This window comes from Streptosporangium oxazolinicum, assembly GCF_039537505.1.
Lineage (GTDB): Bacteria > Actinomycetota > Actinomycetes > Streptosporangiales > Streptosporangiaceae > Streptosporangium > Streptosporangium oxazolinicum.
Genome location: NZ_BAABAQ010000003.1, coordinates 742,789 through 764,828, shown reverse-complemented (window position 1 = coordinate 764,828; position 22,040 = coordinate 742,789). Strand labels below are relative to the sequence as shown.

Annotated in this window: 19 protein-coding genes; 7 read left to right on the top strand and 12 right to left on the bottom strand. The window is 71.0% G+C overall.

Annotated features, from left to right (window positions below; all coding sequences use genetic code 11):
• Positions 1 to 87: 87 nt before the first annotated feature.
• From ABD817_RS12830 to ABD817_RS12800, 7 genes are all read right to left on the bottom strand, one after another.
• Positions 88 to 1,110 carry an SIS domain-containing protein gene (locus ABD817_RS12830; RefSeq protein WP_344918067.1) on the bottom strand — a complete coding sequence of 341 codons (1,023 nt, stop codon included), beginning with the start codon at positions 1,108 to 1,110 and terminating at the stop codon, positions 88 to 90.
• Entirely contained in the window at positions 1,107 to 2,333 is a 1,227-nt protein-coding gene (locus ABD817_RS12825) for a sugar ABC transporter permease (RefSeq protein ID WP_344918066.1), read from the bottom strand. Before ABD817_RS12825 ends, ABD817_RS12830 begins: the two co-directional genes overlap by 4 nt.
• Entirely contained in the window at positions 2,330 to 3,145 is an 816-nt protein-coding gene (locus tag ABD817_RS12820; protein ID WP_344918065.1) for an ATP-binding cassette domain-containing protein, read from the bottom strand. Before ABD817_RS12820 ends, ABD817_RS12825 begins: the two co-directional genes overlap by 4 nt.
• On the bottom strand, positions 3,129 to 4,169 hold the full coding sequence (locus ABD817_RS12815; RefSeq protein WP_344918064.1) for an ROK family protein: 1,041 nt from the start codon (positions 4,167 to 4,169) through the stop codon (positions 3,129 to 3,131). Before ABD817_RS12815 ends, ABD817_RS12820 begins: the two co-directional genes overlap by 17 nt.
• Positions 4,170 to 5,300, bottom strand: a complete 1,131-nt coding sequence (locus ABD817_RS12810; protein ID WP_344918063.1) for a substrate-binding domain-containing protein — start codon at positions 5,298 to 5,300, stop codon at positions 4,170 to 4,172.
• 565 nt (positions 5,301 to 5,865) lie between these two features.
• Entirely contained in the window at positions 5,866 to 7,641 is a 1,776-nt protein-coding gene (locus tag ABD817_RS12805) for a hypothetical protein (protein ID WP_344918062.1), read from the bottom strand.
• Between the two features lie 97 nt (positions 7,642 to 7,738).
• A complete protein-coding gene (locus tag ABD817_RS12800; protein WP_344918061.1) occupies positions 7,739 to 8,707 on the bottom strand; it encodes a TIGR03564 family F420-dependent LLM class oxidoreductase in 969 nt (322 codons plus the stop codon).
• Positions 8,708 to 8,935: 228 nt separating this feature from the next.
• Between ABD817_RS12800 and ABD817_RS12795 the strand changes: the two genes are divergently transcribed.
• Positions 8,936 to 9,745 (top strand): alpha/beta fold hydrolase, encoded by an 810-nt coding sequence (locus ABD817_RS12795; RefSeq protein WP_344918060.1) that lies wholly within the window; start codon positions 8,936 to 8,938, stop codon positions 9,743 to 9,745.
• Between the two features lie 119 nt (positions 9,746 to 9,864).
• Here ABD817_RS12795 and ABD817_RS12790 read toward each other — a convergent pair whose 3' ends face one another.
• From ABD817_RS12790 to ABD817_RS12775, 4 genes are all read right to left on the bottom strand, one after another.
• On the bottom strand, positions 9,865 to 10,539 hold the full coding sequence (locus tag ABD817_RS12790; RefSeq protein WP_344918059.1) for a FadR/GntR family transcriptional regulator: 675 nt from the start codon (positions 10,537 to 10,539) through the stop codon (positions 9,865 to 9,867).
• Positions 10,540 to 10,576: 37 nt separating this feature from the next.
• On the bottom strand, positions 10,577 to 11,596 hold the full coding sequence (locus ABD817_RS12785) for an MBL fold metallo-hydrolase (protein WP_344918058.1): 1,020 nt from the start codon (positions 11,594 to 11,596) through the stop codon (positions 10,577 to 10,579).
• 118 nt (positions 11,597 to 11,714) lie between these two features.
• Positions 11,715 to 12,872: a steroid 3-ketoacyl-CoA thiolase gene (locus ABD817_RS12780; protein ID WP_344918057.1), complete on the bottom strand. Its 1,158-nt coding sequence runs from the start codon at positions 12,870 to 12,872 to the stop codon at positions 11,715 to 11,717.
• A 196-nt stretch (positions 12,873 to 13,068) separates the two neighbouring features.
• A complete protein-coding gene (locus ABD817_RS12775; protein WP_344918056.1) occupies positions 13,069 to 13,776 on the bottom strand; it encodes a TetR family transcriptional regulator in 708 nt (235 codons plus the stop codon).
• A gap of 193 nt (positions 13,777 to 13,969) precedes the next feature.
• Between ABD817_RS12775 and ABD817_RS12770 the strand changes: the two genes are divergently transcribed.
• The 5 genes from ABD817_RS12770 to ABD817_RS12750 all read left to right on the top strand — a co-directional run bounded on the left by ABD817_RS12770 (position 13,970) and on the right by ABD817_RS12750 (position 19,153).
• The gene (locus ABD817_RS12770) at positions 13,970 to 15,055 is read left to right on the top strand and encodes an acyl-CoA dehydrogenase family protein (protein ID WP_344918055.1); all 1,086 of its coding nucleotides are present in this window, start codon (positions 13,970 to 13,972) and stop codon (positions 15,053 to 15,055) included.
• Positions 15,055 to 16,209, top strand: coding sequence for an acyl-CoA dehydrogenase family protein (locus ABD817_RS12765; protein WP_344918054.1), 1,155 nt, complete (start codon positions 15,055 to 15,057; stop codon positions 16,207 to 16,209). Before ABD817_RS12770 ends, ABD817_RS12765 begins: the two co-directional genes overlap by 1 nt.
• Positions 16,210 to 16,276: 67 nt before the next feature.
• Positions 16,277 to 17,518: a bifunctional MaoC family dehydratase N-terminal/OB-fold nucleic acid binding domain-containing protein gene (locus ABD817_RS12760; RefSeq protein WP_344918053.1), complete on the top strand. Its 1,242-nt coding sequence runs from the start codon at positions 16,277 to 16,279 to the stop codon at positions 17,516 to 17,518.
• Positions 17,518 to 17,928, top strand: coding sequence for a MaoC/PaaZ C-terminal domain-containing protein (locus ABD817_RS12755; RefSeq protein ID WP_344918052.1), 411 nt, complete (start codon positions 17,518 to 17,520; stop codon positions 17,926 to 17,928). The genes ABD817_RS12760 and ABD817_RS12755 overlap by 1 nt, the downstream gene beginning before the upstream one ends.
• A 52-nt stretch (positions 17,929 to 17,980) precedes the next feature.
• Positions 17,981 to 19,153, top strand: coding sequence for a lipid-transfer protein (locus tag ABD817_RS12750; RefSeq protein WP_344918051.1), 1,173 nt, complete (start codon positions 17,981 to 17,983; stop codon positions 19,151 to 19,153).
• 318 nt (positions 19,154 to 19,471) lie between these two features.
• Here the strand turns inward: ABD817_RS12750 and ABD817_RS12745 are convergent, their stop codons facing one another.
• Positions 19,472 to 20,554, bottom strand: a complete 1,083-nt coding sequence (locus ABD817_RS12745; RefSeq protein WP_344918050.1) for a glycoside hydrolase family 19 protein — start codon at positions 20,552 to 20,554, stop codon at positions 19,472 to 19,474.
• Positions 20,555 to 21,034: 480 nt separating this feature from the next.
• Between ABD817_RS12745 and ABD817_RS12740 the strand changes: the two genes are divergently transcribed.
• A complete protein-coding gene (locus ABD817_RS12740; RefSeq protein WP_344918049.1) occupies positions 21,035 to 22,018 on the top strand; it encodes a helix-turn-helix domain-containing protein in 984 nt (327 codons plus the stop codon).
• Positions 22,019 to 22,040: the final 22 nt, after the last annotated feature.

Sequence of the window (22,040 nt, the reverse complement as noted above, 5' to 3'; positions counted from 1 at the left end):
TGAAAGTGTCGTTGATGAACGTATTCAGGGGGGTGGTACGGCACGGATGGATGGCGATCGTCCGGTGTGTGACCCGGGCGGGACGGCTCACTCACCGTCGTCCAGCTTGGTGCCGGTGTCGAGGAACAGGAACTCGTCGGGGTCGATGCCCCGGGCGCCCGCCGAGCGCAACGCCACCTCCTGCAGCAGCACCGCCACGAAGATCGGCACCTCAAGAGGGCTCCGTGCCTCGATCGGCACGACCAAGGTCTGCTCGTCGTGGGAGACGGGACCCCGGCGGAACTCGACGATCCGCCGGCCGAGCGAGCCGAGGGCCCGGACGACCTGCCCGTCATCGGCGCCGTCCAGCATGACGTGCAGGGTCGTGGGGTTGGTCGACTCCATCAGCCCGTGCAGGTACTGCCGCGTCTCGAAGGGCGCCACCGGGACCCGCGCCACCTCCCGGAGCAGCAGCGCGCCGCCCTCGGCGACGCCGATCTGGTCGGCCGGCGCCACCATGTCGATGACGGACGCCGCCGTGAGCAGGCCCGCGATCTCCTCGGCCTGCGCGGACCGCGCCACGCGGAACTCCGCCAGCCGCTCTCCCAGGCTCAGCCACGCCGCCGACGGCTCGCCGTCGGTCCAGATCTCGGCGAGCATCGAGACGGCCATCGCCGAGGCGGTGAAGCCGATCGTCGAGGCCAGGCTGTCGGGCAGGTCGCCGAGGGTGAGCACCGAGTCGGCGGCCTCGGCCATCGGCGAGCCGGTGACGTTGACGACCGCGAGCCTGCGGCCGGTGGCCGCGCGCATGACGTCGACCGTCTCGCGGCTGCGGCCCGACTGCGACAGCGCGACGAGCGTCGCGCCGTCGCCGAAGGTCCCCGCCTCGGCCGCGTTGAGCCTGATGCTGGGGATACCGTGCGCCGAAAGATGCGCGACGGGTGCGGCGAGCGCGGCGAGGCTCGCCCCGATGCCGATGAAGGTGAGCCGTGCGGGCCTGCCGATCTCGGCCGCCGCCGCGAGGGCGCGCTCCCGCAGCATGGGGGCGACCTCGGTGAGCCTCCCGGTCTCCTCCGCCACGGCCTCGCCGAACGGGATGAACCCCTGTCTGAGAAACGCCTTGACACTCATCTGCCGCTTGCCGCCCTTCCTCGTCGTGCCAGGGAATCGATCACGACGGCGGCGACGAGCACCCCGCCGGTGATGATGTACTTCACGGCTGAGGTCTGGTTGAGCAGATCCATGCCGTTGGAGACCGCGCCGATGACGAGCATGCCGAGCAGCGCGGAGTACGCGCTGCCACGGCCGCCGAACAGGCTCGTGCCGCCGATGACCGCCGCGGCGATGGCGTTCAGCAGGATGTCGCTGCCGCCGCTCGCCTGGTTGACCGCGAACAGACGAGACGCCGCGAGCACACCGCCGAAGGCCGCCAGGGACGAGGCGATCGTGAAGGCGATGACCTTGACCGTGCCGACCTGGATGCCCGCGCGCCGGGCCGCCTCGGCGTTGCCGCCGACGGCGAAGAGCTTGCGGCCGAACGTCGTGCCGCGCAGCAGCACGTCGACGACCACGACGAGCCCGACGAAGATGACGAACGACAGCGGGATGCCGTGCCACTGCGCGAAGACGATCGTCGCCGCGAGGATCACCACCGTGATCACCCCCGTGCGGACGAGACCCCCGGTCAGCGGCCGTACGGCCAGCCCGCGCTCGCGCCGCCGCCTGCCGGTCCGGAAGGTCGTGGCCGTCGCCCCCACCGCGTACACGACCGCGATCACGAAGCCGATCCACGCCGGGAGCGTGGTGTTCGCGAGCGCGGCGATCGCGCCGTCGTAGGGAAGGTTGATCGTGCCCTGGTTGCCGAGGACGAGAAGCTGAACGCCCTGCCAGGCGAGCAGCCCGCCCAGGGTCAGCACGAACGACGGAACGCCGAGCTTGGTGAACACGGCCCCGTGGAACAGGCCGATCGCGGCGCCGAAGACGACCGCGAGGACGATCGCCAGAACCGGCGGCCAGCCCGCGTTGATGTTCAGCACGACCATGGCGGCGGACGTCACGCCGCTCACCGACCCCGCCGACAGGTCGATCTCACCGATGACCAGCACGAACACGACGCCGAGCGCGATGACGCCGGTCGAGGCGATCTGCTGGCTCAGGTTGAAGATGTTCTGCGGGGAGAAGAAACGGTCGTTGGCGAGCTGGAAGACGAGCGAGATGACGACGAGCCCGAGGATGACGGGCAGCGGCCCGAAATCGCCGGTACGCAGCCGCCGCAGGGGCTGACGGAACCAGCTTCCCTGAGGTGGTTCCGCCGGGACGGTGCCCTGGGGGGCGAGGCCCGTGGCTGTGCTCACGATCCCTCCCGCGTCATGCCGTGGCGCCGCGTCCGGCGCTTCTGGGCGCTGCTGTCGGCGACGCCCGTGATGGCGGCGACGACCTGCTCCTCCGTGGTCCCCTCGACGGGGAATTCCGCGACGCTGCGGCCGAGCCGCAGGCAGACGATCCGGTCGGCCACGTCGAAGACGTCGGCGAGACTGTGGCTCACCATCAGCACCGCGTGCCCTTCCGCGCGCAGCCGCTCGATGAGCTGGAGAACCTCCGCGGTCTGCTCCACGCCGAGCGCCGCCGTGGGCTCGTCCAGGATCACCAGCGCCGGGTCGCCGAGCAGGGACCGCGCGATGGCCACCGACTGCCGCTGCCCGCCGGAAAGGGACGAGACAGGCGCACGCAGATCCTTGATTTTCACGGAGAGCCGCTTGAGCAGCCCGACGGCGACCTGCTCCATGTCGAGCGCGCTGAGGAACCCGCTGTGGTTCCTCTCGCGCCCGAGGAACAGGTTGGCGACGATGTCGAGGTTGTCGCACAGCGCGAGGTCCTGGTAGACGGTCGCGATGCCGAGGCGCGTCGAGTCGATGGGCCTGCGCGGGGACACCGGCTCGCCGTTGACCGACATGGTGCCGCCGTCCCGGGGATGCGCGCCCGCGACCGTCTTGATCAGCGTGGACTTGCCCGCTCCGTTGTCGCCGACGAGTGCCACGACCTCCCCGGTGCCGACGCTCATGCTGACGTCGCTCAACGCGCGCACCGCGCCGAAGCTCTTGCTGATGTGTTCGAGTTCGAGCACGGGTGGCGGGTGCGCGTCCGTTCTCTCACCGGTCAGTGTCATCGCCGTCTCCTTCCTTCCTGGTCATGCTGTGCTGGTCCTGGGCTTCGGGCCGGTCCTGGGTCTCGGGCCGGTCCTGGGTCGCGGCGGTGGTCGCGTACGGTTCGGCGAGATGCCAGACGGCCGCGCCGAGGAGCCCGGCGTCGTCACCGCACCGGGCGGGGCGCACCTCGACGTCCCACGAGACGTGCGAGGTTCCGGCGTCGTGGACGCGCCGGTCGATCTCGTCGAGGAGGGCGGTGCCCGCGGCACGGGCGAGCCCACCGCCGACCACGAGCACGTCCGGCGAGCCGACGTGGCACATGAGGATCGCGGCCGCCGCCGCGGCGTCGGCGATGTCGGCGAGCGCGCGGCCCGCCACCTCGCGGGCGGCTCGCGCGCCGTCCTCGGCGTCGTTCCCGGCGCTGTTCCCGGAGGCGATCTCGGTCAGCGTGCGGTAGTCGACCTCGGTGCCGAGTTCGCGCGCGACCTCGCGGACGCGCTGGCCCGAGCCGAGAAGCTCGATCATGGGGCGTCCGGCGCCGAGCAGGTGCAGGAACCCGATCTGCAAGCCCGACACGCGGCCCGCCAGCATTCGGCCCTCGCTCACCACCGCCGCGCCGATACCGGTGGAGATGGTGAGATAGGCCGTCGTTCCCGTTCGGGACCCCGCGCCGAAGTACGCCTCGCCCGCCGCGGCCAGCTCGGCGTCACCGGCGAGGCGTACCGCGAGGCCGGTGGCCCGGCCGAGATGCTCGGCCGACAGGCGGCCGAGGTCGGTCGCGGGGAGGTTCCTGGCCACGTGCAGACGGCCCCGGACGCGGTCGACGCGTCCGGGCAGCCCGACCACGGCGGACACGGCGCCGCTGTCGCCCGCGACCCGGGTCATGAGGTCGGCGACCTGCTCGTGCGCGGCACCGTGCCGTACGGGTTCCCTGAGCCGGGCGGTCACGACGCCGTCCCGGCCGACGAGCGCCGCACGCGCCGTGGTGCCGCCCAGGTCGACCGCGACGATCTGGGCGGCACCACCGGTGGAGAGAGAGGACACCTACCGCAGTCCCGCCTTGGCGCACGCCTTCGCGTACTCGGCGGTGCAGATCTCCTCGACGGTCAGGTAACCGCTGTCGAGAAGGATCTCCTTCATGTTGTCCATGGTCACGGCGATGGATTCGAGCAGGTACGCGGGCACCTTGTTCGTTCCGTCGTCGATGGTGCCGTTGAGCAGGTCACCCGAGGGTGCCTGGCCCATCGCGAGCGCGGCCGCGGCCTTGGCCCCGATCTGGGCCTCGGTCTCGACCGGCAGGTACGTGCTCTCGTACAGGTCACCGGCGACCATCTTCTGGATGGCGTCGAGCTGCGTGTCGAGGCCGGTGACGGGCGGCATCGGATCGACGCCCGCGCTCTTGAGCGCCGCGATGACCCCGGTGGCCATGCCGTCGTTGCCGGCGTAGACGCCGTCGATCTTCCCGGCGCCGATCTTGGTGATGGCCTGCTGCATCTGGTTCTGCGCGTTCGCGGCCGACCAGCCCTTGGTGTCGTACTCGGCGGCCACGGTGAAGCCGGAGTCGTCGATGACGCTGTGCGCGCCGTCCTTCTCGGGCTTGGCACCCGAGTCGACCGGGTCGCCGTTCATCATGACGATGTTGCCCGAGGTCTTGCCGTCCGCCTTGAGCTTGTCGATCAGCGACTGCATACCGACAGCGCCCTGCTGGACGTTGTCGAACTTCACCCCGTAGTCGACACCGGCCTTGTAGATCACCCGGTCGTAGCTCATGACCTTCGCGTCCTGCCGGCGGGCGGCGGCGACCATGGCGCCGGCGGCGTTGGAGTCGACGGGGTCGATCACCAGGACCTTCGCCCCCTCGGTGAGCGCCGACTCGGCCTGGCTGAGCTGCTTACCCGCGTCTCCCGCCGCGTTGTAGTACTTGAGCTGACACTTCGGGCAGCTCTCCGCGAGCTGCTTCTCGAACGTCGGTTTGTCACGTGCCTCGTAGCGCGCGGTCTGGTTCTCCGGGAGCAGGAGCGCGACGATCGGGTCGCCGCCCCCGGCCTCGGCCGAGGGGCCTGCCGCCGAGCCGGAATCCCCGCTCGAGCCGCAGGACGAGAGCAGGAGAGCCCCGGCCGCGGCGAGCGCTGTGACGGCCATGAGGCGGCCGCGTGAATGGAGGGTTGAGTTCATCGTGTTGCGTCCACCTCTGGGCCAGTTGGAGCGTCGTGAGGTGAACCAAGCTAGAACTGGTACCGACCAGTGGTCAACCATTTGGTATTACAGGTGCATAACCAGAACAAACCGCTGGTATTAACTTCGCCGGTCACGGAGATCGTCGGCCAGCGGTCCGCAAACCCCCTCCGGGCATCGCCGGCCAGCCTTCACGGAGCGATCGGAGACCTCACCTCGCGGGCCGCCACCTATGTTCTCCAAGGTCGGCCTGGGTGAGCCATCCGCTGCCCTCCCCCTACACAGTCGGCACCGACCGCGTCCGGCCGTCCCCGCGACCGCCCCCGGCACCTTACGCACGGCGCCCCCGTGGCCGCACCCCCGGCCCCGCGGCCGGCTTCCCGCCTGGTTCACATCCGGTTTGAACCGGTGGTCATAGCATTGACGACGCTCGTGGACTTCGACTCTGGTGTGAAGGGTCTCCCGGGCCTGCTCCGCAGCGCGGGGGGGCGTAACCGCCGGTTCACGGGGTCGCGGAGGCCGTACGCGTCCCGGGCGGCCGTCTTGACCGCCCGATGGACGCGAATCACGGCTTCAGCTTGAGCCGCTTCTTCGACGCACCCGGGAACACGACGACCAGGTGCTGTTCCTCCCCCGCATCGTCGACCCGTACGTAGACACGGAGCCGGTAGCGGCCCTTTCCCGCGATCGCGAGGTTCGGCATCGGGGCGCCCGCGCCCACCTCTCCGCCCTCGCCCATCTCCGGCACGGTGAGCCGGCCACTGCGGCTGACGATCGGCACCTCGTTGACCTGATCCCACCCGGCCGTCCGCGGTGGCGGCGCGGTGCGGAGGGCCTTCACCGTGAGGCACAGGTTGACGATGTCCGCGACGTGCCCGACGAGCACCGCGCTGTTGGCCACCCCGGTGAGGACGCTGTCCTCGTAGGACTTCCCCATAGCCTGTTCCGCCGCCCTGTCGGCCGCTTCGTCGTCGGGGTCGTGGACCATATAGCCGGGATCGCCGTCGACGAACAGGAAGTATTTGGCCGTGGCCTGGGCGACACCCTTCGTCCGTGGCCACGGGTCGCGGCACTTCGCGTTCTGCTCGGTGATGTAGGCGGTCTCCGCCGCCCTCATCTCCTCGGCCGACCGCAGCAGCTCGGGGTGGGTCGCGCCGATGATCTCCGGGCAGACGTAGACGAGGTCCCACGGGTCCACGCCCCAGGCGGGCCGTTCGCTCCCGGCCCGCGTCAGGATCGCCTTCTGCTCGTCGCGGTCCTCCGTACGGCACAGCGCCCGCCCGTACGCGAGGACCCCCTGGTCCGACAGGCTGTCCGGGAACATGGGCGGGACCCCGCCGTCCGTGTTCCGCGCCCGGCACAGGAACATGGCGTCGCGTTCCGCGGGTTTCAGGTCGCCGAAGCTGGGTGGGGCGTAGCAGTTCATCGACCGGCCGGTGTAGGTGAGGTGCGGGGTCTGCTCCGGGTGGATCAGTGCGATGATCGGCAGTACGGCCACGGCCGCCACCGCGACGCGGATCACGCGCCGCACGGGCGGAAGGTCCGCCGGGCGGCCCTCGACGGGCATTTCACGGGCGGTCGCCGCGATCCACACGGTGCTGACGAGCCCCACCGCGTCCATCACGACCAGCGTCACCAGACTGCCGCTGGGGATCCTTACGAAGAGAACGTTGAACAGGATCGCCAGCGCGTAGACGCCCACCGACAACCACCCGGCGACCTGTGTGCCGCGGCTCCACCGGCCGTCGCGCCGCTGCCCGACGACCGTGATGACGATCGTCGCCATTCCAGCCAGCATCAGGACCGGTCCGACGATGTCGCCCGATCCGAGCTCCGGGAGGTCGAGTTCGTCGAGCAGTTCGTTGGCCATCCCGGCCAGCTCGACCGCGAACATCGTTCCGGCCGCCGCGCGCAGCACGCGGGACCGCCAGCGGATGACGAGCAGGTAGAGGACGTCGATCGCGGTCCACAGCGCGAGCTGGAACGCCGCGTCGACCGCGTCGGGGAGCAGCGCGACCGGGTACCACAGCACGATGGCGTACGCCACCGCCAGATACAGCAGTCGGCGCAGCGCCTTCTCCCGGCGGTCCAGCGGTCCCCGCACGGGGGCACGCAGGATCAGCCACAGGAGCGCGGCCTTCACCAGGGCGGCCATGAGCAGCACCACGGTCGTCGGGGTGTCAAACCCGTCGCGCGCGTAGAACTCCGCGTAGGCCGGCGGCGACCATTCGACGGCCACCCAGAGCCAGGTGTCGCCGAGCACCAGGCCCGCGACCGCCGCCGCAAGGAGCAGACCTACTAATCCAACCCTGATAATCCGCCAGGAACCATCCGAAAGCATGGGACGCGATCTTAGCGCGGCACCGCCGAACTCGATCTTCCCTGACCGATGGTCCCGGGCTTCGGAACAGCCCCCCGCCGGGGGTGAGGGACGTCGTTCACGACGCGTCGGCTCCCGGATCGGCGTATCTCGCGGCCAGTTCGCCGAGCAGCCTCCAGGTGCGGTGCTCGTCCTCCGCGGAACCGATCGCGGTCTGGGTGTAGACGAGCTCGGTCACGCCCGATTCGGCGTACGCGGCCACCTGGTCGGCGAGCAGTTCCTCGTCCCCGATCGCGACCAGGTCGGCGGGGTGGGCGACGCCCTCGCGGTCCAGCGCCGCGCGATAGGTCGGAATGGTCCCGTAGTACTCCATGTTCTTCTCCGCGCGGGTCCGGGCGCCCGCCGCGTCGGCGGTCACCACGCCGGAGACGATCGCGGCGACCCGGGGTGCCGGACGCCCGGCCGCCGCCGCGTACCGGGTGATGGTCGGTACGGTGTACTCGGCCAGCGTGCGCGGGCCGGACAGGATCGGCAGCGCGCCGTCGGCGAGTTCGCCCGCGGCGCGCAGGGTCTGCTCGCCCGCCGCCGCGACCAGCACCGGCACCCGGGGTCGCGCGCCCGGCACGCTCATCGGCAGGGGGGTCCTGGCGACCAGCGTCTCACCGTCCAGGTTCGCGGTGCCGTTCTCGAAGATGTCGCGCAGCACCTCCAGATACTCCCGCAGATGCCGGACCCTGGGGTGCGGCGCGATCCCGTAGGTCTCCTCGACGAACGACTTGATCGAGAGCCCGACGCCGAGCGTGAAGCGCCCGTGGCCGGCCGCCTGCGCGGTCTGGGCCTGCATCGACATCGCGATCGGGTGCCGGGGGTAGATCGGCACGATCGCGGTGCCGACGTCGATGCCGGGCACCTCGCGCGCGGCGAGCGCGGCCACCGTGATGGCGTCGTGGTCGAACCGCTGGGTGAACCAGGCCGAGGTCAGTCCCGCGGCGGCGAGCTCCCTCACCTCGCCGATCAGGGTGTCGACGGAGTTGGCTTCGGCGGACAGCCGCCGGTGATCGGTGGGCAGTGCGACGCCGATGCGCATGGCGTACTCCAATCGTTCGGCCGGGGACCAGGCCATAAGTCTTAACTCGGTTAATATATTGCCTCGGGAAAGTGTTTTGGCCGGCTGGCTGGAGGCCGGGGACGCGTACAGGAGATCCGTAAGGCGGTCCGCCGTTCGCCGTAAACAAGCGGTAAGGCCCGCTTGGCAGAGTGGGAATCGACCGGCGAGCCCGTCGGAGCGACCAGGAGGATCAGGAGGAGACGGACGATGAGCCTCACCCCCGTCGAGAGCGGTTACGCCCCCGTCAACGGTCTCGACATGTACTACGAGATCCACGGCACCGGCAGGTCGTTGGTGCTGCTGCACGGCAGCCTGTCGGGGATCGGGACCTCGTTCGGGGCGGTCCTGCCGTCCCTGGCGAGGAGCCGCAGGGTCGTCGCGGTCGAGATGCAGGGCCACGGGCGTACGGCCGACGTCGACCGCCCGCTGACCGTCGAGGGGATGGCGGAGGACGTGGTCGCCCTGCTGGGGCATCTGGGCGTCGAGGAGGCCGACCTCTTCGGGTACAGCCTCGGGACAGCCGTCGCCATGAAGGTCGCCGCCCGCCACCCCGGGCTGGTGGGCAGGCTCGTGCTCGCCTCGGCCGGTTTCCACAACGGCGGGCTCCACCCCGGGGTCCTCGACGGGATCGAGACCCTCAGGCCCGAGGACCTGGCCGGGTCACCGTTCCACGAGGAGTATCTCGCCACGGCGCCCCACCCGGACCGCTGGCCCGCGCTGGTGGAGAAGGTGAAGCGGCTCGACGCCGACTTCCCCGAGTGGACGCCCGAGGCCGTCCGGGCGATCGCCGCGCCCATGCTGATCGCGGCCGGGGACTCCGACATCGTCCGTCCCGAGCACGTCGTGGAGATGTTCCGGCTCGTCGGCGGCGGCGTGCCCGGTGACCTGACCGAGCTCCCGGCCTCCCGGCTCGCGATCCTCCCCGGCACCACCCACCTGACGATCATGCACCGCGCCGGCCTGCTGGTCCCGATGGTCGAGTCGTTCCTCGACGGGCCGGTACCGGCGCTCGGGTGAGCGGACCCGCAGGGTCTCTCATGAGCGCAGTGATAAGGGCCTGCGTGAGCGGACCCGGCCCCCGTTCTCGACGGGGCCGTACGGCGAGCGCGGGACGACCGCCGGGACCGCCGGGAGCGTCAGGCGAGGGCGCTGCGGAGCCACTCCTCGACGCCGGCGATGTGGACCGTGGCCCAGGCCCGCGCCACCTCCGGCTGCCGGGCGGCGATGGCGTCGCAGATCGCGGTGTGCTGTTCGCGGGTCTTCTCCAGGGCGTTCTCCTGGGTGAGGCCCCGCCAGATCCTCGCCCTGGTGGTGGGTCCCGAGAGGCTCTCGATGAGGGAGCACAGCACCGCGTTGCCCGAACCCGCCGCGATGCGCTGGTGGAACTCCAGGTCGTTGGCCACCAGCTGCTCGACGCTCGGATCGGGAGGCAGCTCGTCGAGGATCTTGCGCAGCTCGGCGACTTCGGACTCGGACATGTACGTCGCCGCCATCGCGGTCGCCGCGGGCTCCAGGATCCGCCGGACCTGGAAGAACTGCAGCACGGTGTCGTCCTGGTGGAAGTCGACCACGAAGGACATCGCGTCGAGCAGGAGTCTCGGCTCCAGGCTGGTCACGTACGTGCCGTCGCCCTGGCGCACGTCCAGCACGTTGATCAGGGCCAGGGCTCTGACGGCCTCGCGCAGGGAGTTGCGCGACAGGCCGAGCCGATCGGCCAGGTCGGCCTCCTTGGGCAGCCTGCTGCCCGGGGCGAGCTCGCCAGACAGGATCATCTGCTTGATCTTGTCGATAGCGGCGTCGGTGACCGCCACTCTGCACCGTCCTCAGGTCGCACAAGACATCCGATGTCTATGAGTGTAGGGCGAACCGGACCGGATCCACTCCCCTCACACGGCGGATGATTCCGCGGACCTCCAGCGTGCGCAGATGGGCCGCGGCCTCCCCGGCCGCCATTCCGCGCAGTACGGCGGGGAAGTCCTTCCAGGGGCGGTTCCAGGTCATGCGCCCGGCGACCTCCCAGATGGTCAGCGGTTCCCCCGCCTCGGCGAGCAGGGCGGCCAGCCGTCGGAGCTTCTCCTCGTGGTGGACGTGGATCTCCGTCGCCCGAGCCGCCGTGTCCTGAAATATCCATTCATGGGCAGGTAGGGCTTCCAGGTGCCCCAGGCCCTTCACCTTCTCCAGCGACTCCAGGAAGTCGCTGAGCGGATCCACGTCCGCGCGGTCGTACGGGTAGATCCCGATGTGCGGCGTGATGGCCGGCAGCACGTGGTCCCCGGTGAAGATCCGGTCGGCGTCCTCCAGGTGCAGGCAGACGTGGCCGGGTGTGTGGCCGGGCGTCCAGATCGTCCGGAGCGCGCGCCCCGGCAGGTCGATGAGGTCGCCGTCGGTGAGCACGCGGTCGGGTACCGCGGGCGGCTGCGGCCGGTGCCCCGTCACCTCCTCCACCTCGACGGCGCCCGCTCCCGCCCGGCGCAGCATGTCGGCCTGGAAGTCGCGGTGCGCGTCGCCCTGGAAGTCCCGCATGAAGCCGATCAGCGCGGCGTCGGCCTCGTGCATGGCGATCCACGCGCCGGACTCCTCCCTGACCTGACCGGCCAGCCCGGCGTGGTCGGGATGGAAGTGGGTCACGACCACCCCGCGCACGTCGCGGACGTCCATGCCGACCGCCCCCAACCCGTCGCGCAGCGCCAGCCACGCCTCGGGGGCGTTCCAGCCCGCGTCGACCAGCACGGGACCGGCGGGGGACTCGATCGCGTAGACCAGCGTGTAGCCGAGCGGGTTGCCGGGGATCGGGACGGGCACGCTCCACACCCCGCCACCGGTGTCGAACGGGCGCTGCTCGCTGTACGGCCTGCGACGGGATCTCAACGCCGGTGCTCCTTGCGCGGCCTGGGGGATCTCAACGGTGGCACTCCTTCCCGGCGCCGCTCAGGACGCTTCGGGGGTTCGGCGCCGCTCAAGGGCGACAGGGGGTTGTCGGCGCCGTTCAGAGGCGCTCCAGGATGGTCGCGGTCGCGAGCGCCCCGCCCGCGCACATCGTCACCAGCGCGGTCGAGGAGCCGGACCGCTCAAGCTCGTGCAGGGCGGTGGTGATCAGCCGGGAACCGGTCGCTCCGACCGGATGGCCGAGCGCTATGGCGCCGCCGTTGACGTTGACCCGTTCCATGTCCGGCTTGTGCACCGATGACCAGGATAAGACAACCGAGGCGAAAGCCTCGTTCACCTCGAACCTATCGATGTCAGCTGTGCTCATCCCGGTCGCGGACAGAACCTTGGCGGTCGCGTCCACCGGCCCGTCCAGGTGGTAGTACGGCTCGGAGCCGACGAGCGCCTGGGCGAGGACGCGGGCCCGGGGCCGCAGGCCGTGCCGGGCGGCGGCCTCCTCGCTCATGAGCAGCACCGCCGCGGCGCCGTCGGAGATCTGCGAGGAGGTGCCCGCCGTGTGCATGCCGTCCTCGCCCATGATGGGTTCGAGCCCGGCCAGCCCCTCGACGGTGGTCTCGCGCAACCCCTGGTCCCTGTCGACGACGCGGGTCTCGCCGGTGGGCTCCCCGTCCCGGCCGAGAACCGGCGCGGTCACCGCGACCACCTCCCGGTCGAAGCGGCCCTCGGCCCACGCCTCCGCGGCGAGGCGCTGGGACCTGGCGCCGAACCGGTCGAGCCGCTCGCGGGTCAGCCCGCGCCGCCGCGCGATCCGCTCGGCGGCGGTGAACTGGTCGGGCAGGTCGATGTCCCAGTCGCCGGGACGGGGATCGGCGGGCAGCACGTTGGAGCCGAGTGGCGCCCGGCTCATCACCTCGACGCCGCAGGCCACGCCGACGTCGACGACCCCGGCCTGGATGAGCGCCGCGACCAGGTGCACCGCCTGCTGTGAGGAGCCGCACTGCGCGTCAACCGTGGTCACGCCCGTTTGGTACGGCAGCCCGGCGTAGAGCCAGGCGTGCCGACCGACGTGACCGCCCTGCTCCCCGGCCTGCGTGACGCACCCGGCGAAAACCTGTTCCACCGAGGCGGGATCGACGCCTGACCTGCTGATCAGGCCGTTGAGCGCCGCGGCGAGGACCGCCTGCGGTTTCAGCCCGGCGAGCCATCCGCCGCGCCTGCCGATCGGGGTTCGCACCGCCTCGACGATCACCGCACCCATAACGATCTCCTCGCCATCCGGCTCGGGGCTCGCGGCGGCCGGGCGGTGGTCCTCGCCGATCCGCCCGCTCGCGCGTCGCTCCAGAACGTCGCTCTGGTCGCCTCCGATAGTGACTGTAACGGGTTCTAGTTTCAGGTGGAAGAAGTGGCGGGTCTCCCGTATGACGGGACCTCAGGGTCTCTCGTGTGACGGGACCTCAGGCGGAGGGCTGGAAGTCGGCGAGCAGGCGCCCGGCGGCGATCTCGATGCGGCGCTGGATCTGCTCGTACGTGCGGCGGCCCCTGAGCATCTCCATGAGCTCATGCACCCAGACGCTGGACAGCGAGCCCGCGAGGGCGAACTGCTCCTCGGTGGCGGTCTCGACGGTGAGGTCGGCCCCGGCGACGCGGAGCAGCAGCCCCGCCATGCGGTCGCCGAACGGTATGTCGACATCGGCCATGATCAGCGAACGGATGAGCGCGTCGGCGAGTTCGGGCTCGCGCATCAGGCCCCGGGTGGCGCGCATCAGGACGTCGACGGCCCGCCCCGAGGCCGTGGCGGCGTTGGGCGGGCGGCGCTCGATGCTGGTCTCCAGGAGGTCGATCTCCTCGCCGACGACGGCGACGACGAGATCCATCTTGGAGGGGAAGTATCGGTAGAGCGTGCCGAGCGCGACCCCGGCGCGCTCGGCGACGGTCCGCATCTGCATCGCCTCGACGCCACCCCGTGAGGCGAGGGCCGCGGCGGCCTGGACGATGCGCTTGCGCCGCTGGTGCTGGCTTCTGGTGCGGACGCCGGTGGACGCCGGATCGCTCTGCGTGCCGGACGCCCCCTCGGTCGTGGCCGGATCGGCGTCGCTCGGAGCGTGCCTGCCGGTCCGGTGCGGGGCGACCGGTGTGTCGGTGGTCACATGCGGGGTGCGCATGAGAACACGTTATCTGATTTCCGGATACTCCGATGGGTTACTCGTCAGTCACAAAGATGCCCCGCGCTTACATGGCATATGCGCTGCGGCGGTTATGCGATGACTTATTGCGGTTGGCTGGCTCTGGACACAGAATAGAATCCGTTCTACTTTCCGGAAGGGTGACGCGGCCGACAGAGACCCTGGAGCGCCAGTGGACTTCAACCTCGACGAGACACAGACCGACCTGCGCGAACTCGCGGCCGACCTCCTCGGCAGGGAGGTGACCCCGGCCAGGCTCGAAGCCCACGAGAAGGGGGGCGCGTCCCACGACGCCGCCCTGTGGCGATCCCTCGCCCAGACGGGGCTGCTCGGCGCCTGCCTGCCCGAGGAGGCCGGGGGCGCGGGGCTCGGGCCGGTGGAGATGGCGGTCGTCCTGCGGGAGATCGGCGCCCACGTGGCCCCGGTCCCCGTCGAGCCGAGCCTGGTCGCGGCGCAGGTGATCACCAGATACGGCTCCCGGGAGCAGCGTGAGGCGCTGGCCCCGCTGGCCGACGGTGAGATCTCACTCGCCGTCGCCCCCTCCGAGCCGGGCCGCGACCTCGGTGCCCCGCCGGTCACGATCGCCCGCGAGGACGGCGCCGGATGGGTGCTGGACGGCGCCAAGGGCACGACGCCCTACGCCGCCCAGGCCGCGAGGATCCTGGTTCCCGCCGCCACCCCCGCCGGGGCCGGTCTGTTCCTGGTGGACCCCGCCGAGGCGGGCCTGCGGCCGGTGCCGACCTCCACCGGAGAACCCGCCGCCGCGCTCACCCTGGAGGACACCCCCGGCGAGCTCGTCGGGACTCCGGACGGTACGGCGCCCGGCGGCCTGCGGAGACTGGCGCTGGCCGGGAACATCGCCGTCACCTCCGGCGTGCTGGCCGGGGCGCTCGCGCTCACCACCGAGTACGTCAGGACGCGCAGGCAGTTCGGCCGGGCGCTGGCCGAGTTCCAGGCGGTCACCGTGCAGATCGCCGACGTCTACATCGCCGGGCGGGCCCTGGACGTGGCCGTGTGGTCCGGAGCGTGGCGGCTGGCCGAGGGGGCGGACGCGGAGGCCGAGGCGGACCTCGCCGTCGGCGCCCTCACCGCGACCGACCAGGCGCTGCGGGCGCTCTACACCTGCCAGCACCTGCACGGCGGGGTCGGCGTGGACGTGACCTACCCGCTGCACCGCTACTTCGCCTGGGGCAAGCACCACGCCCACCTGCTGGGCGGGGTGGAAGCCCGGCTCGACACGATCGGAGCGCTCGTCTGATGCTGATCGACCTGACTCCCGGGCAGAAGAGGCTCCGCGACGAGCTGCGCGAGTACTTCCGTTCGTGCCTCACCGCCGAGGGACGCGAGCGGATCTCCGCCGACCCGTTCGGCCACGCCTACATGGAGCACTGCCGCGCCCTCGGCCGCGACGGCAAGCTCGGGCTCGGCTGGCCCAAGGAGTACGGCGGCGGCGGGTACGGCCCGCTGGAGCAGCAGATCTTCGCCAACGAGATCGCCCGCGCCGAGGTGCCGTACCCGATCATCACCGTCCAGACCGTCGGGCCGACCCTCATGCAGTACGGGACGGCGGCGCAGAAGGAGTTCTTCCTGCCGCGCATCCTGGCCGGGGAGTGCCACTTCGCGATCGGCTACAGCGAGCCGGGGGCGGGCACCGACCTGGCCTCCCTGCGCACCACCGCGGTCCGCGACGGCGATCACTACGTCGTCAACGGGCAGAAGATCTTCACCTCGGGCGCCCACCACGCCCAGTACATCTGGCTCGCCGCCCGCACCGACCCGGACGCGAAGAAGCACCGCGGGATCACGATGATGATCGCCGACTGCTCCGACCCCGGCTACTCGTGGACCCCGATCATCACGATGGACGGGAACCACCACACCAACTCCACCTACTACTCCGACGTACGGGTGCCGGTGGACATGGTCGTGGGGGAGGAGAACAAGGGCTGGGACCTGATCGTCAACCAGCTCAACCACGAGCGGGTCACGCTCGGCCCGGCGGGCAACATCGCCCACACCTACGACCGGTTCCTGGCCTGGGCCCGCCGCACCGGCACGATCGAGGAACCCGCGGTCCGCAGGGCGCTCGGCCGGGTCTACGCCTGCTTCCGGACGAACGAGCTGCTGAACTGGCAGGTCGCGGCCAACATGGACCTCGGCTGGCTGGGCGCCCCCGACGCCTCGGCCACCAAGGTGTACGGCTCCGAGCGGCTGCAGGACGTCGGCAGGATCGTCGGTGAGGTCCTGGCCCGCTTCGGCGACCCGTCGGACCCGGACACCGCGGACCTGATGGAGCGGGTGGACCGCGGTGCCAAGGGCGCGCTCGTGCTCACCTTCGGCGGCGGCGTCAACGAGGTCCAGCGCGAGCTCATCGCGATGCTCGGCCTGAGCCTGCCGAGGCCGCCCCGATGACACCGGCGACCTCTACGACACCGATTCCTTTGAGGCCCCCGAGGCCCCGACACCGGAGGTCGTCCCGATGACCGAGACACCCCCGGGGATCCCCGCCGCTGAGACGGCTCCGGCGTCCGCGACGGCGGAGCCCGTCTCCCCGTACGAGCGGCTCACCGCCCTGGTGGAGCGGCGGATCGCCGAGGGCGAGGTGCTCGGTGTCGCGGGGGCGGACCCGGTGAACATCCCGATGATCCGGCACTGGACCGACGCCATGGGCGACACCAACCCGCTCTACACCGATCCCGAGGCCGCCGCCGCCGGGGTGCACGGGGGGATCGTGGCCCCACCGGCGATGATCCAGGTCTGGACGATGCCCGGCGTGGACGGGAGCAGGAGGAAACGGGCGGACACGCCGGTCGACGCCGTCCTCGCGATGCTGGACGGCGACGGCTACACCGGAGTGGTCGCCACCAACTGCGAGCAGACCTACCACCGCTACGTGAGGCTCGGCGAGTCCCCGGTCCCGGCCACCCGGCTGACCGCCGTCACCGGCCCGAAGCGGACCGCGCTCGGCGAGGGCTACTTCGTCACCTGGAACGTCACCTGGTACGCCGACGGTGAGGCCGTGGCCGACATGATGTTCCGGGTGCTGAAGTTCCGGCCCGGGAAGCGGGCGGGGGAGCCGGACAGGGGCGCGGCCACGACCGGCGGGGGCGGAGCCGCGACGAGCGGGAACGGGCGCACGCCTACGGAGAACGCCCCCCTGGAGAACCCGCCCGCTCGGGAAGCACCCGCTCGGGAAGCGCTCGCTCAGGAAACGTCCGCTCGGGAAACGTCTGCTCAGGAAACATCCGCTCGGGAAGCGTCCGCGAAGGGCATTTCCGCGAAGGACCCGTCCACGACGCCGGGGGACGCGTCCCAGCGCACGCCGTACCCGCTGAGGCCCGCGATCAACGCCGACACCGCCTTCTTCTGGGAGGGCGTCGCCGCGGGCGAGCTGCGGATCCAGAAGTGCGCCGACTGCGGCGAGCTCCGTCACCCCCCGGGGCCGGTCTGCCCCTCGTGCCGCTCGGCCGCCCGCACGTTCACGACGGCGAGCGGGGAGGGGGAGGTCTACAGCTACGTCGTCCACCACAACCCGCCGGTTCCGGGACTCAGGACACCTTTCGTGGTCGCCGTGGTGGAACTGCCGGAAGGGGTGCGGATCGTGGGCAACGTGGTGGACTGCGCCGCTTCGCGGGTGGGTATCGGTATGCCGGTGCGTCTGACGTACCGCCGGATGGACGACGAGCTGATCCTCCCCATGTGGGTCCCCCTGGAGGCGTGATGCGGACACTTACCGACGACGAGGTGCGGGTCGGAGCTCCGCTTCCCGAGCTCGCGATCGACCTGAGCCCCACCGTGGTCGTGTCGACCGCGCTCGCGACGATGGACTTCACCCCCGTCCACCACGACGTCGAGGGCGCGAGGGCGCAGGGGTCGAAGGACATCTTCCTCAACATCCTGACCACCATGGGTCTCGTCGAGCGCTACGTCACCGACTGGGCCGGACCCGAGGCGATCATCCGTGGCATCAACGTCAAACTCGGCGTCCCCGCGTACGCGGGCGACAGGCTGGCCTTCACCGGCGGTGTGGTCGCCTGCGAGGACGGCGAGTTCACCGTCGAGGTTCGCGGCAGGGTGAGCCTCGGCGACCACGTCTCGGGCACCGTCAGGTTCGCCCTCCCCGCCCCCTGACCGCGCCCCACCGGCCGCGAGAAGGCGAAAACACAGAAAGGCCCCCACCACCGTGGTCTCCTTCTCCGGGAGTACGGTCGTCGCCGGGATCGGCGCGACCGAGTTCTCCAAGCGGTCCGGCAGGTCCGAGCTCCAACTCGCCGCCGAGGCGGTGTTCGCGGCGCTCGACGACGCGGGCCTCGCGCCCTCGGACGTGGACGGCCTCGTCACCTACACCCAGGACGCCAACCAGGAGATCGCCGTGGCCCGGGAGGTGGGCATCGGCGACCTGTCGTTCTTCTCCCGCGTCCACTACGGCGGCGGCGCGGCGTGCGGGACCGTGCTGCACGCGGCGATGGCCGTCGCCACCGGGGTCGCCGAGACCGTGGTCTGCTACCGGGCGTTCAACGAGCGCTCGGGAAACCGGTTCGGCCAGCCCGACGCCCGCGTCGGCGGGGAGCCCTCGTCCCAGGGACTGGAGATGAGCTGGCACGTGCCGTACGGGCTGATGACCCCCGCCGCCTGGGTCGCCATGTTCGCCCGGCGCTACATGCACGCGTACGGCGTCACCTCCGAGGACTTCGGCCGGGTGGCGGTCGCCATGCGCAGGCACGCCTCCACCAACCCGGCCGCGTGGTTCCACGGGCGCCCGATCACCCTGGAGGAGCACCAGGCGTCCAGGTGGATCGTGGAGCCGTTGCACCTGCTCGACTGCTGCCAGGAGAGCGACGGCGCGGTGGCGCTGGTGGTCACCTCCGCCGAGCGGGCCGGGGACCTGCGCCGGTCACCCGCCGTGATCACCGCCGCCGCCCAGGGGTCGGGCGCCGACCAGATGATGATGACCAGCTACTACCGCGACGACATGACCGGCCTGCCGGAGATGGGGGTGGTCGGCCGCCAGCTCTGGAAGCAGTCCGGGCTCGGGCCCTCGGACGTGCAGACGGCCATCCTGTACGACCACTTCACCCCGTTCGTCCTCACCCAGCTGGAGGAGCTGGGCTTCTGCGGGCGCGGCGAGGCCCGCGACTTCGTGGCCGGGGGCGGCATCGAGATCGACGGCCACCTCCCGGTCAACCCGCACGGCGGCCAGCTCGGGGAGGCGTACATCCACGGCATGAACGGTATCGCCGAGGCCGTCAGGCAGATCAGGGGCACCTCGGCCAACCAGGTGGCCGGGGTGCGGAACGTGCTGGTCACCGCCGGTACGGGCGTGCCGACCAGCGGGCTGGTCCTGTCGTCGGAGTGACCCGCCGCCCCTCGGCGGCGTCCGTCGCCGACCGTGGAGGACGCTGACGCGCGGGTCCGGACGGGCGTCGGTCCCGGCTTCCTGGTTTCGCGGCTTCCCAACCTCCCGGCTTCGAGGGAGACGGGCGACGCGAGAAGGGCGCGGCCGGTGGGCCGCGCCCTTCGTGTCACGCGTGCGGGATCGTACGCGTGGGGCCACCGCCTCGCGGGTTCGCGCGCTCGGCGGGACGTTTCGCGGGGGTCGCGCGCCCGGCGGGAGGCCGGGCGCGGTCACCGTCGGACGGCCGTCAGGTGACCGGCCGTCCGGTCGTTCAGCGGCTCAGCAGCTCAGGTTGCCGCCGGGGGTGGTGCCGAGGATCTGCACGAAGCGCTGGTAGGCGTTGATCCGGCTCTGCACCTGCGCCGGGTTCCTGCCGTTGCACTCCAGGCTGCCGTTGATGCTGCGGATCGTCTCGCCGAAGCCACGGCTGTTGACCATCGCGTTGTGCGGCGTCATCGTGCCGGGGCCGTTCTGGGTGTTCCAGTACCACAGGGCGGTCTTCCAGGCCACCGCCGCGTCGTTCTGCACCAGGTACGGGTTGCCGAGCAGGTTGATGCCGAGCGCGTCGCCCGCCGCCTTGTAGTTGAAGTTCCAGCTCAGCTGGATCGGGCCGCGCCCGTAGTAGGCGGCCTGTCCCGCCGGGCAGCCGTACGGCTGGCTCGCGTCGCAGTAGTGCGGGTAGTTCGCGGTGTTCTGCTCCACGACGTGGACCAGGCCGCCGGTCTCGTGGTTGACGTTGGCGAGGAAGGCGGCGGCCTCCTGCTTCCTGATGGTGTCACTGCCGGTCTTGGCGAAGCCCGGGTAGGCGCTCAGCGCCGCGGTCAGGCCGCTGTAGGTGTAGAACGAGTTCCGGCTCGGGAACATCTGGTTGAACTGGGCCTCGCTCACGACGAAGCCCCCGGTGGGCGGGTTCGTGGGGGGCGGCGTCGTGCCGCCGCAGGTGTACGGCTCCCAGTACCAGGTGCTGATCACCGGGTCGTAGCCGGGGTTCTCGTTCTTGGCGCGGTAGAACTGGCCGTTGGTGTACTTGACGATGCTCCCGGCGGGGTACCAGGTGCCCGCCACCCAGTTCGGGTGGTTGCAGTTGCCCGAGGGGGGAGGCGTCGTGCCGCCACCGCAGGCGCCCTGGTCCGCCCACACGGCGGCGGTGCCCGGGGTCTCGTTCTGGGTCCACCACTTCGCCGACCAGTTGCGGCCGTTGTGGGAGGCGGTCATGCCGCCGGTGTAGACCGCCGAGGAGTTCCACGGGGTCACGCAGGCCGCCGCGATGGCGGCGGACGCGGAGGTCGTCGGCAGGGCGACCGCCAGCACGCCCGTGACCGCCAGGGCGGCGAGGGCGGCCATGATGCGCTGTCTCAACACTTGATCACTCCTTCGTGCGGTGGGGGCCGCAGAGGTTCGAGGTGCTGCGCGACCGGGGCGCGGACGGCTCGCGCGAAAGGCTTGCAGGCCCAGTCAGGGCGAGTAAGGAAGGGGTGCGCCGCATGATCGCTTCCATGGGGGAAACCGGAGGAGGTGGGACGTCCGGACGGTCGGACTCCCGGGTGACGACGATCCACATCGTCGGTGTTCGCGCAGCTCTTGGTCGGATCGAACGGTCGCCCGAGGGTCGTGAAGGCGCCCGCCTTAACTTTCTCTTAAGAAAGTTTCCTAAGAGTTGCCGTGATACTAGCCTTGACAGATCGTTGTCACAACCCCGGCTACGCTCGATTTCCGCCGTCGTGGGCGAACGCGTGCCGAGTCCGCTATGGCCCACGCCTGGGGAATTCACATCGGCGTTATAAGTCCGGTTAGATGATGGATGTAACTTTTATTGGCGTTTCGGATGCCATCATGTGCGTCATGTTGGAATCCCTCGGGCTCGATCCCGTGGAGGAGCGTGTCTACCGGTTCCTGGTGACCACCGCGGAGGCGGAGGTCACCGACCTCATCGGAAATCTGGGCATCGACCCCGAGACAGCCGAAACAGTGCTGATATCCATGCGGGTCAGAGGGCTGATCAGGACGGTCAGTCCCGGCAGGCGGCGGTTCACCGCCGTGGCCCCCGACATCGTGCTGGGCTCGCAGCTCCTCCGCCACCAGCAGGCGCTCGACTGGGCGCGGCGCGAGGTGGACCAGCTCACGGAGGAGTACCGGGACAGCGCCCGCCGCCGCGACGCCGGCCGGCTGGTCGAGGTCCTGCCGAACCGCGTCGTACTCCAGGAGCACCTTGACCACCTTCAGGAGGTCGCCCGCCACGAGGTCCTCCACCTCTGTCAGGGCCATGCGGCCGCGATGCCCGCGGAGGAGAACCACGCAGAGCTCGCCGCGCTGCGCCGCGGGGTCGAGTACCGGGTGATCTACGAGAAGGCCCTGCTGGCCGAGGAGGGAACCCCGGCCGGCATCGCGTACGGGGTCAAGCTGGGCGAGCAGGCCAGGGTCATGCCCTGGCTGCCGGTGCGGCTGACGGTCGTCGACCGGGAGACCGCCGTGCTGCCGCTGCTCCAGGAGGCCGGGACCTCCGAGCCGACGGCGGCGCTGGTCCGTGGCGGCCAGCTGCTGGAGGCGCTGGTCGCCCTCTTCGAGGGCTACTGGGAGCGGGCGACGCCGCTGCGGATCGCCGAGAACGGCGCCCTCACCGAGGGGACGACACCCTGCCCGCTCGGTTCCGACGACCTGCACCTGGTCTCGCTGCTGGTCGCGGGCGTACCGGACAGGTCGATCGCCACCCAGCTGGGGATCAGCCAGCGGACCGTGCAGCGGCGCGTCTCGAACATCATGGACCTCACCGGTGCCCAGACCCGCATGCAGTTGGCCTGGCGCGCCGCCACCGAACGCTGGCTCTGAGCGCCCCCGCCGCCGGTACGGG

Coding starts and splice junctions, on each gene's coding strand:
- ABD817_RS12830 (WP_344918067.1), bottom strand. CDS start 1,110: ATGAGTGTCAAGGCGTTTCTCAGACAGGGGTTCATCCCGTTCGGCGAG.
- ABD817_RS12820 (WP_344918065.1), bottom strand. CDS start 3,145: ATGACACTGACCGGTGAGAGAACGGACGCGCACCCGCCACCCGTGCTC.
- ABD817_RS12810 (WP_344918063.1), bottom strand. CDS start 5,300: ATGAACTCAACCCTCCATTCACGCGGCCGCCTCATGGCCGTCACAGCG.
- ABD817_RS12805 (WP_344918062.1), bottom strand. CDS start 7,641: ATGCTTTCGGATGGTTCCTGGCGGATTATCAGGGTTGGATTAGTAGGT.
- ABD817_RS12800 (WP_344918061.1), bottom strand. CDS start 8,707: ATGCGCATCGGCGTCGCACTGCCCACCGATCACCGGCGGCTGTCCGCC.
- ABD817_RS12795 (WP_344918060.1), top strand. CDS start 8,936: ATGAGCCTCACCCCCGTCGAGAGCGGTTACGCCCCCGTCAACGGTCTC.
- ABD817_RS12780 (WP_344918057.1), bottom strand. CDS start 12,872: ATGGGTGCGGTGATCGTCGAGGCGGTGCGAACCCCGATCGGCAGGCGC.
- ABD817_RS12775 (WP_344918056.1), bottom strand. CDS start 13,776: ATGCGCACCCCGCATGTGACCACCGACACACCGGTCGCCCCGCACCGG.
- ABD817_RS12765 (WP_344918054.1), top strand. CDS start 15,055: ATGCTGATCGACCTGACTCCCGGGCAGAAGAGGCTCCGCGACGAGCTG.
- ABD817_RS12760 (WP_344918053.1), top strand. CDS start 16,277: ATGACCGAGACACCCCCGGGGATCCCCGCCGCTGAGACGGCTCCGGCG.
- ABD817_RS12755 (WP_344918052.1), top strand. CDS start 17,518: ATGCGGACACTTACCGACGACGAGGTGCGGGTCGGAGCTCCGCTTCCC.
- ABD817_RS12740 (WP_344918049.1), top strand. CDS start 21,035: ATGTTGGAATCCCTCGGGCTCGATCCCGTGGAGGAGCGTGTCTACCGG.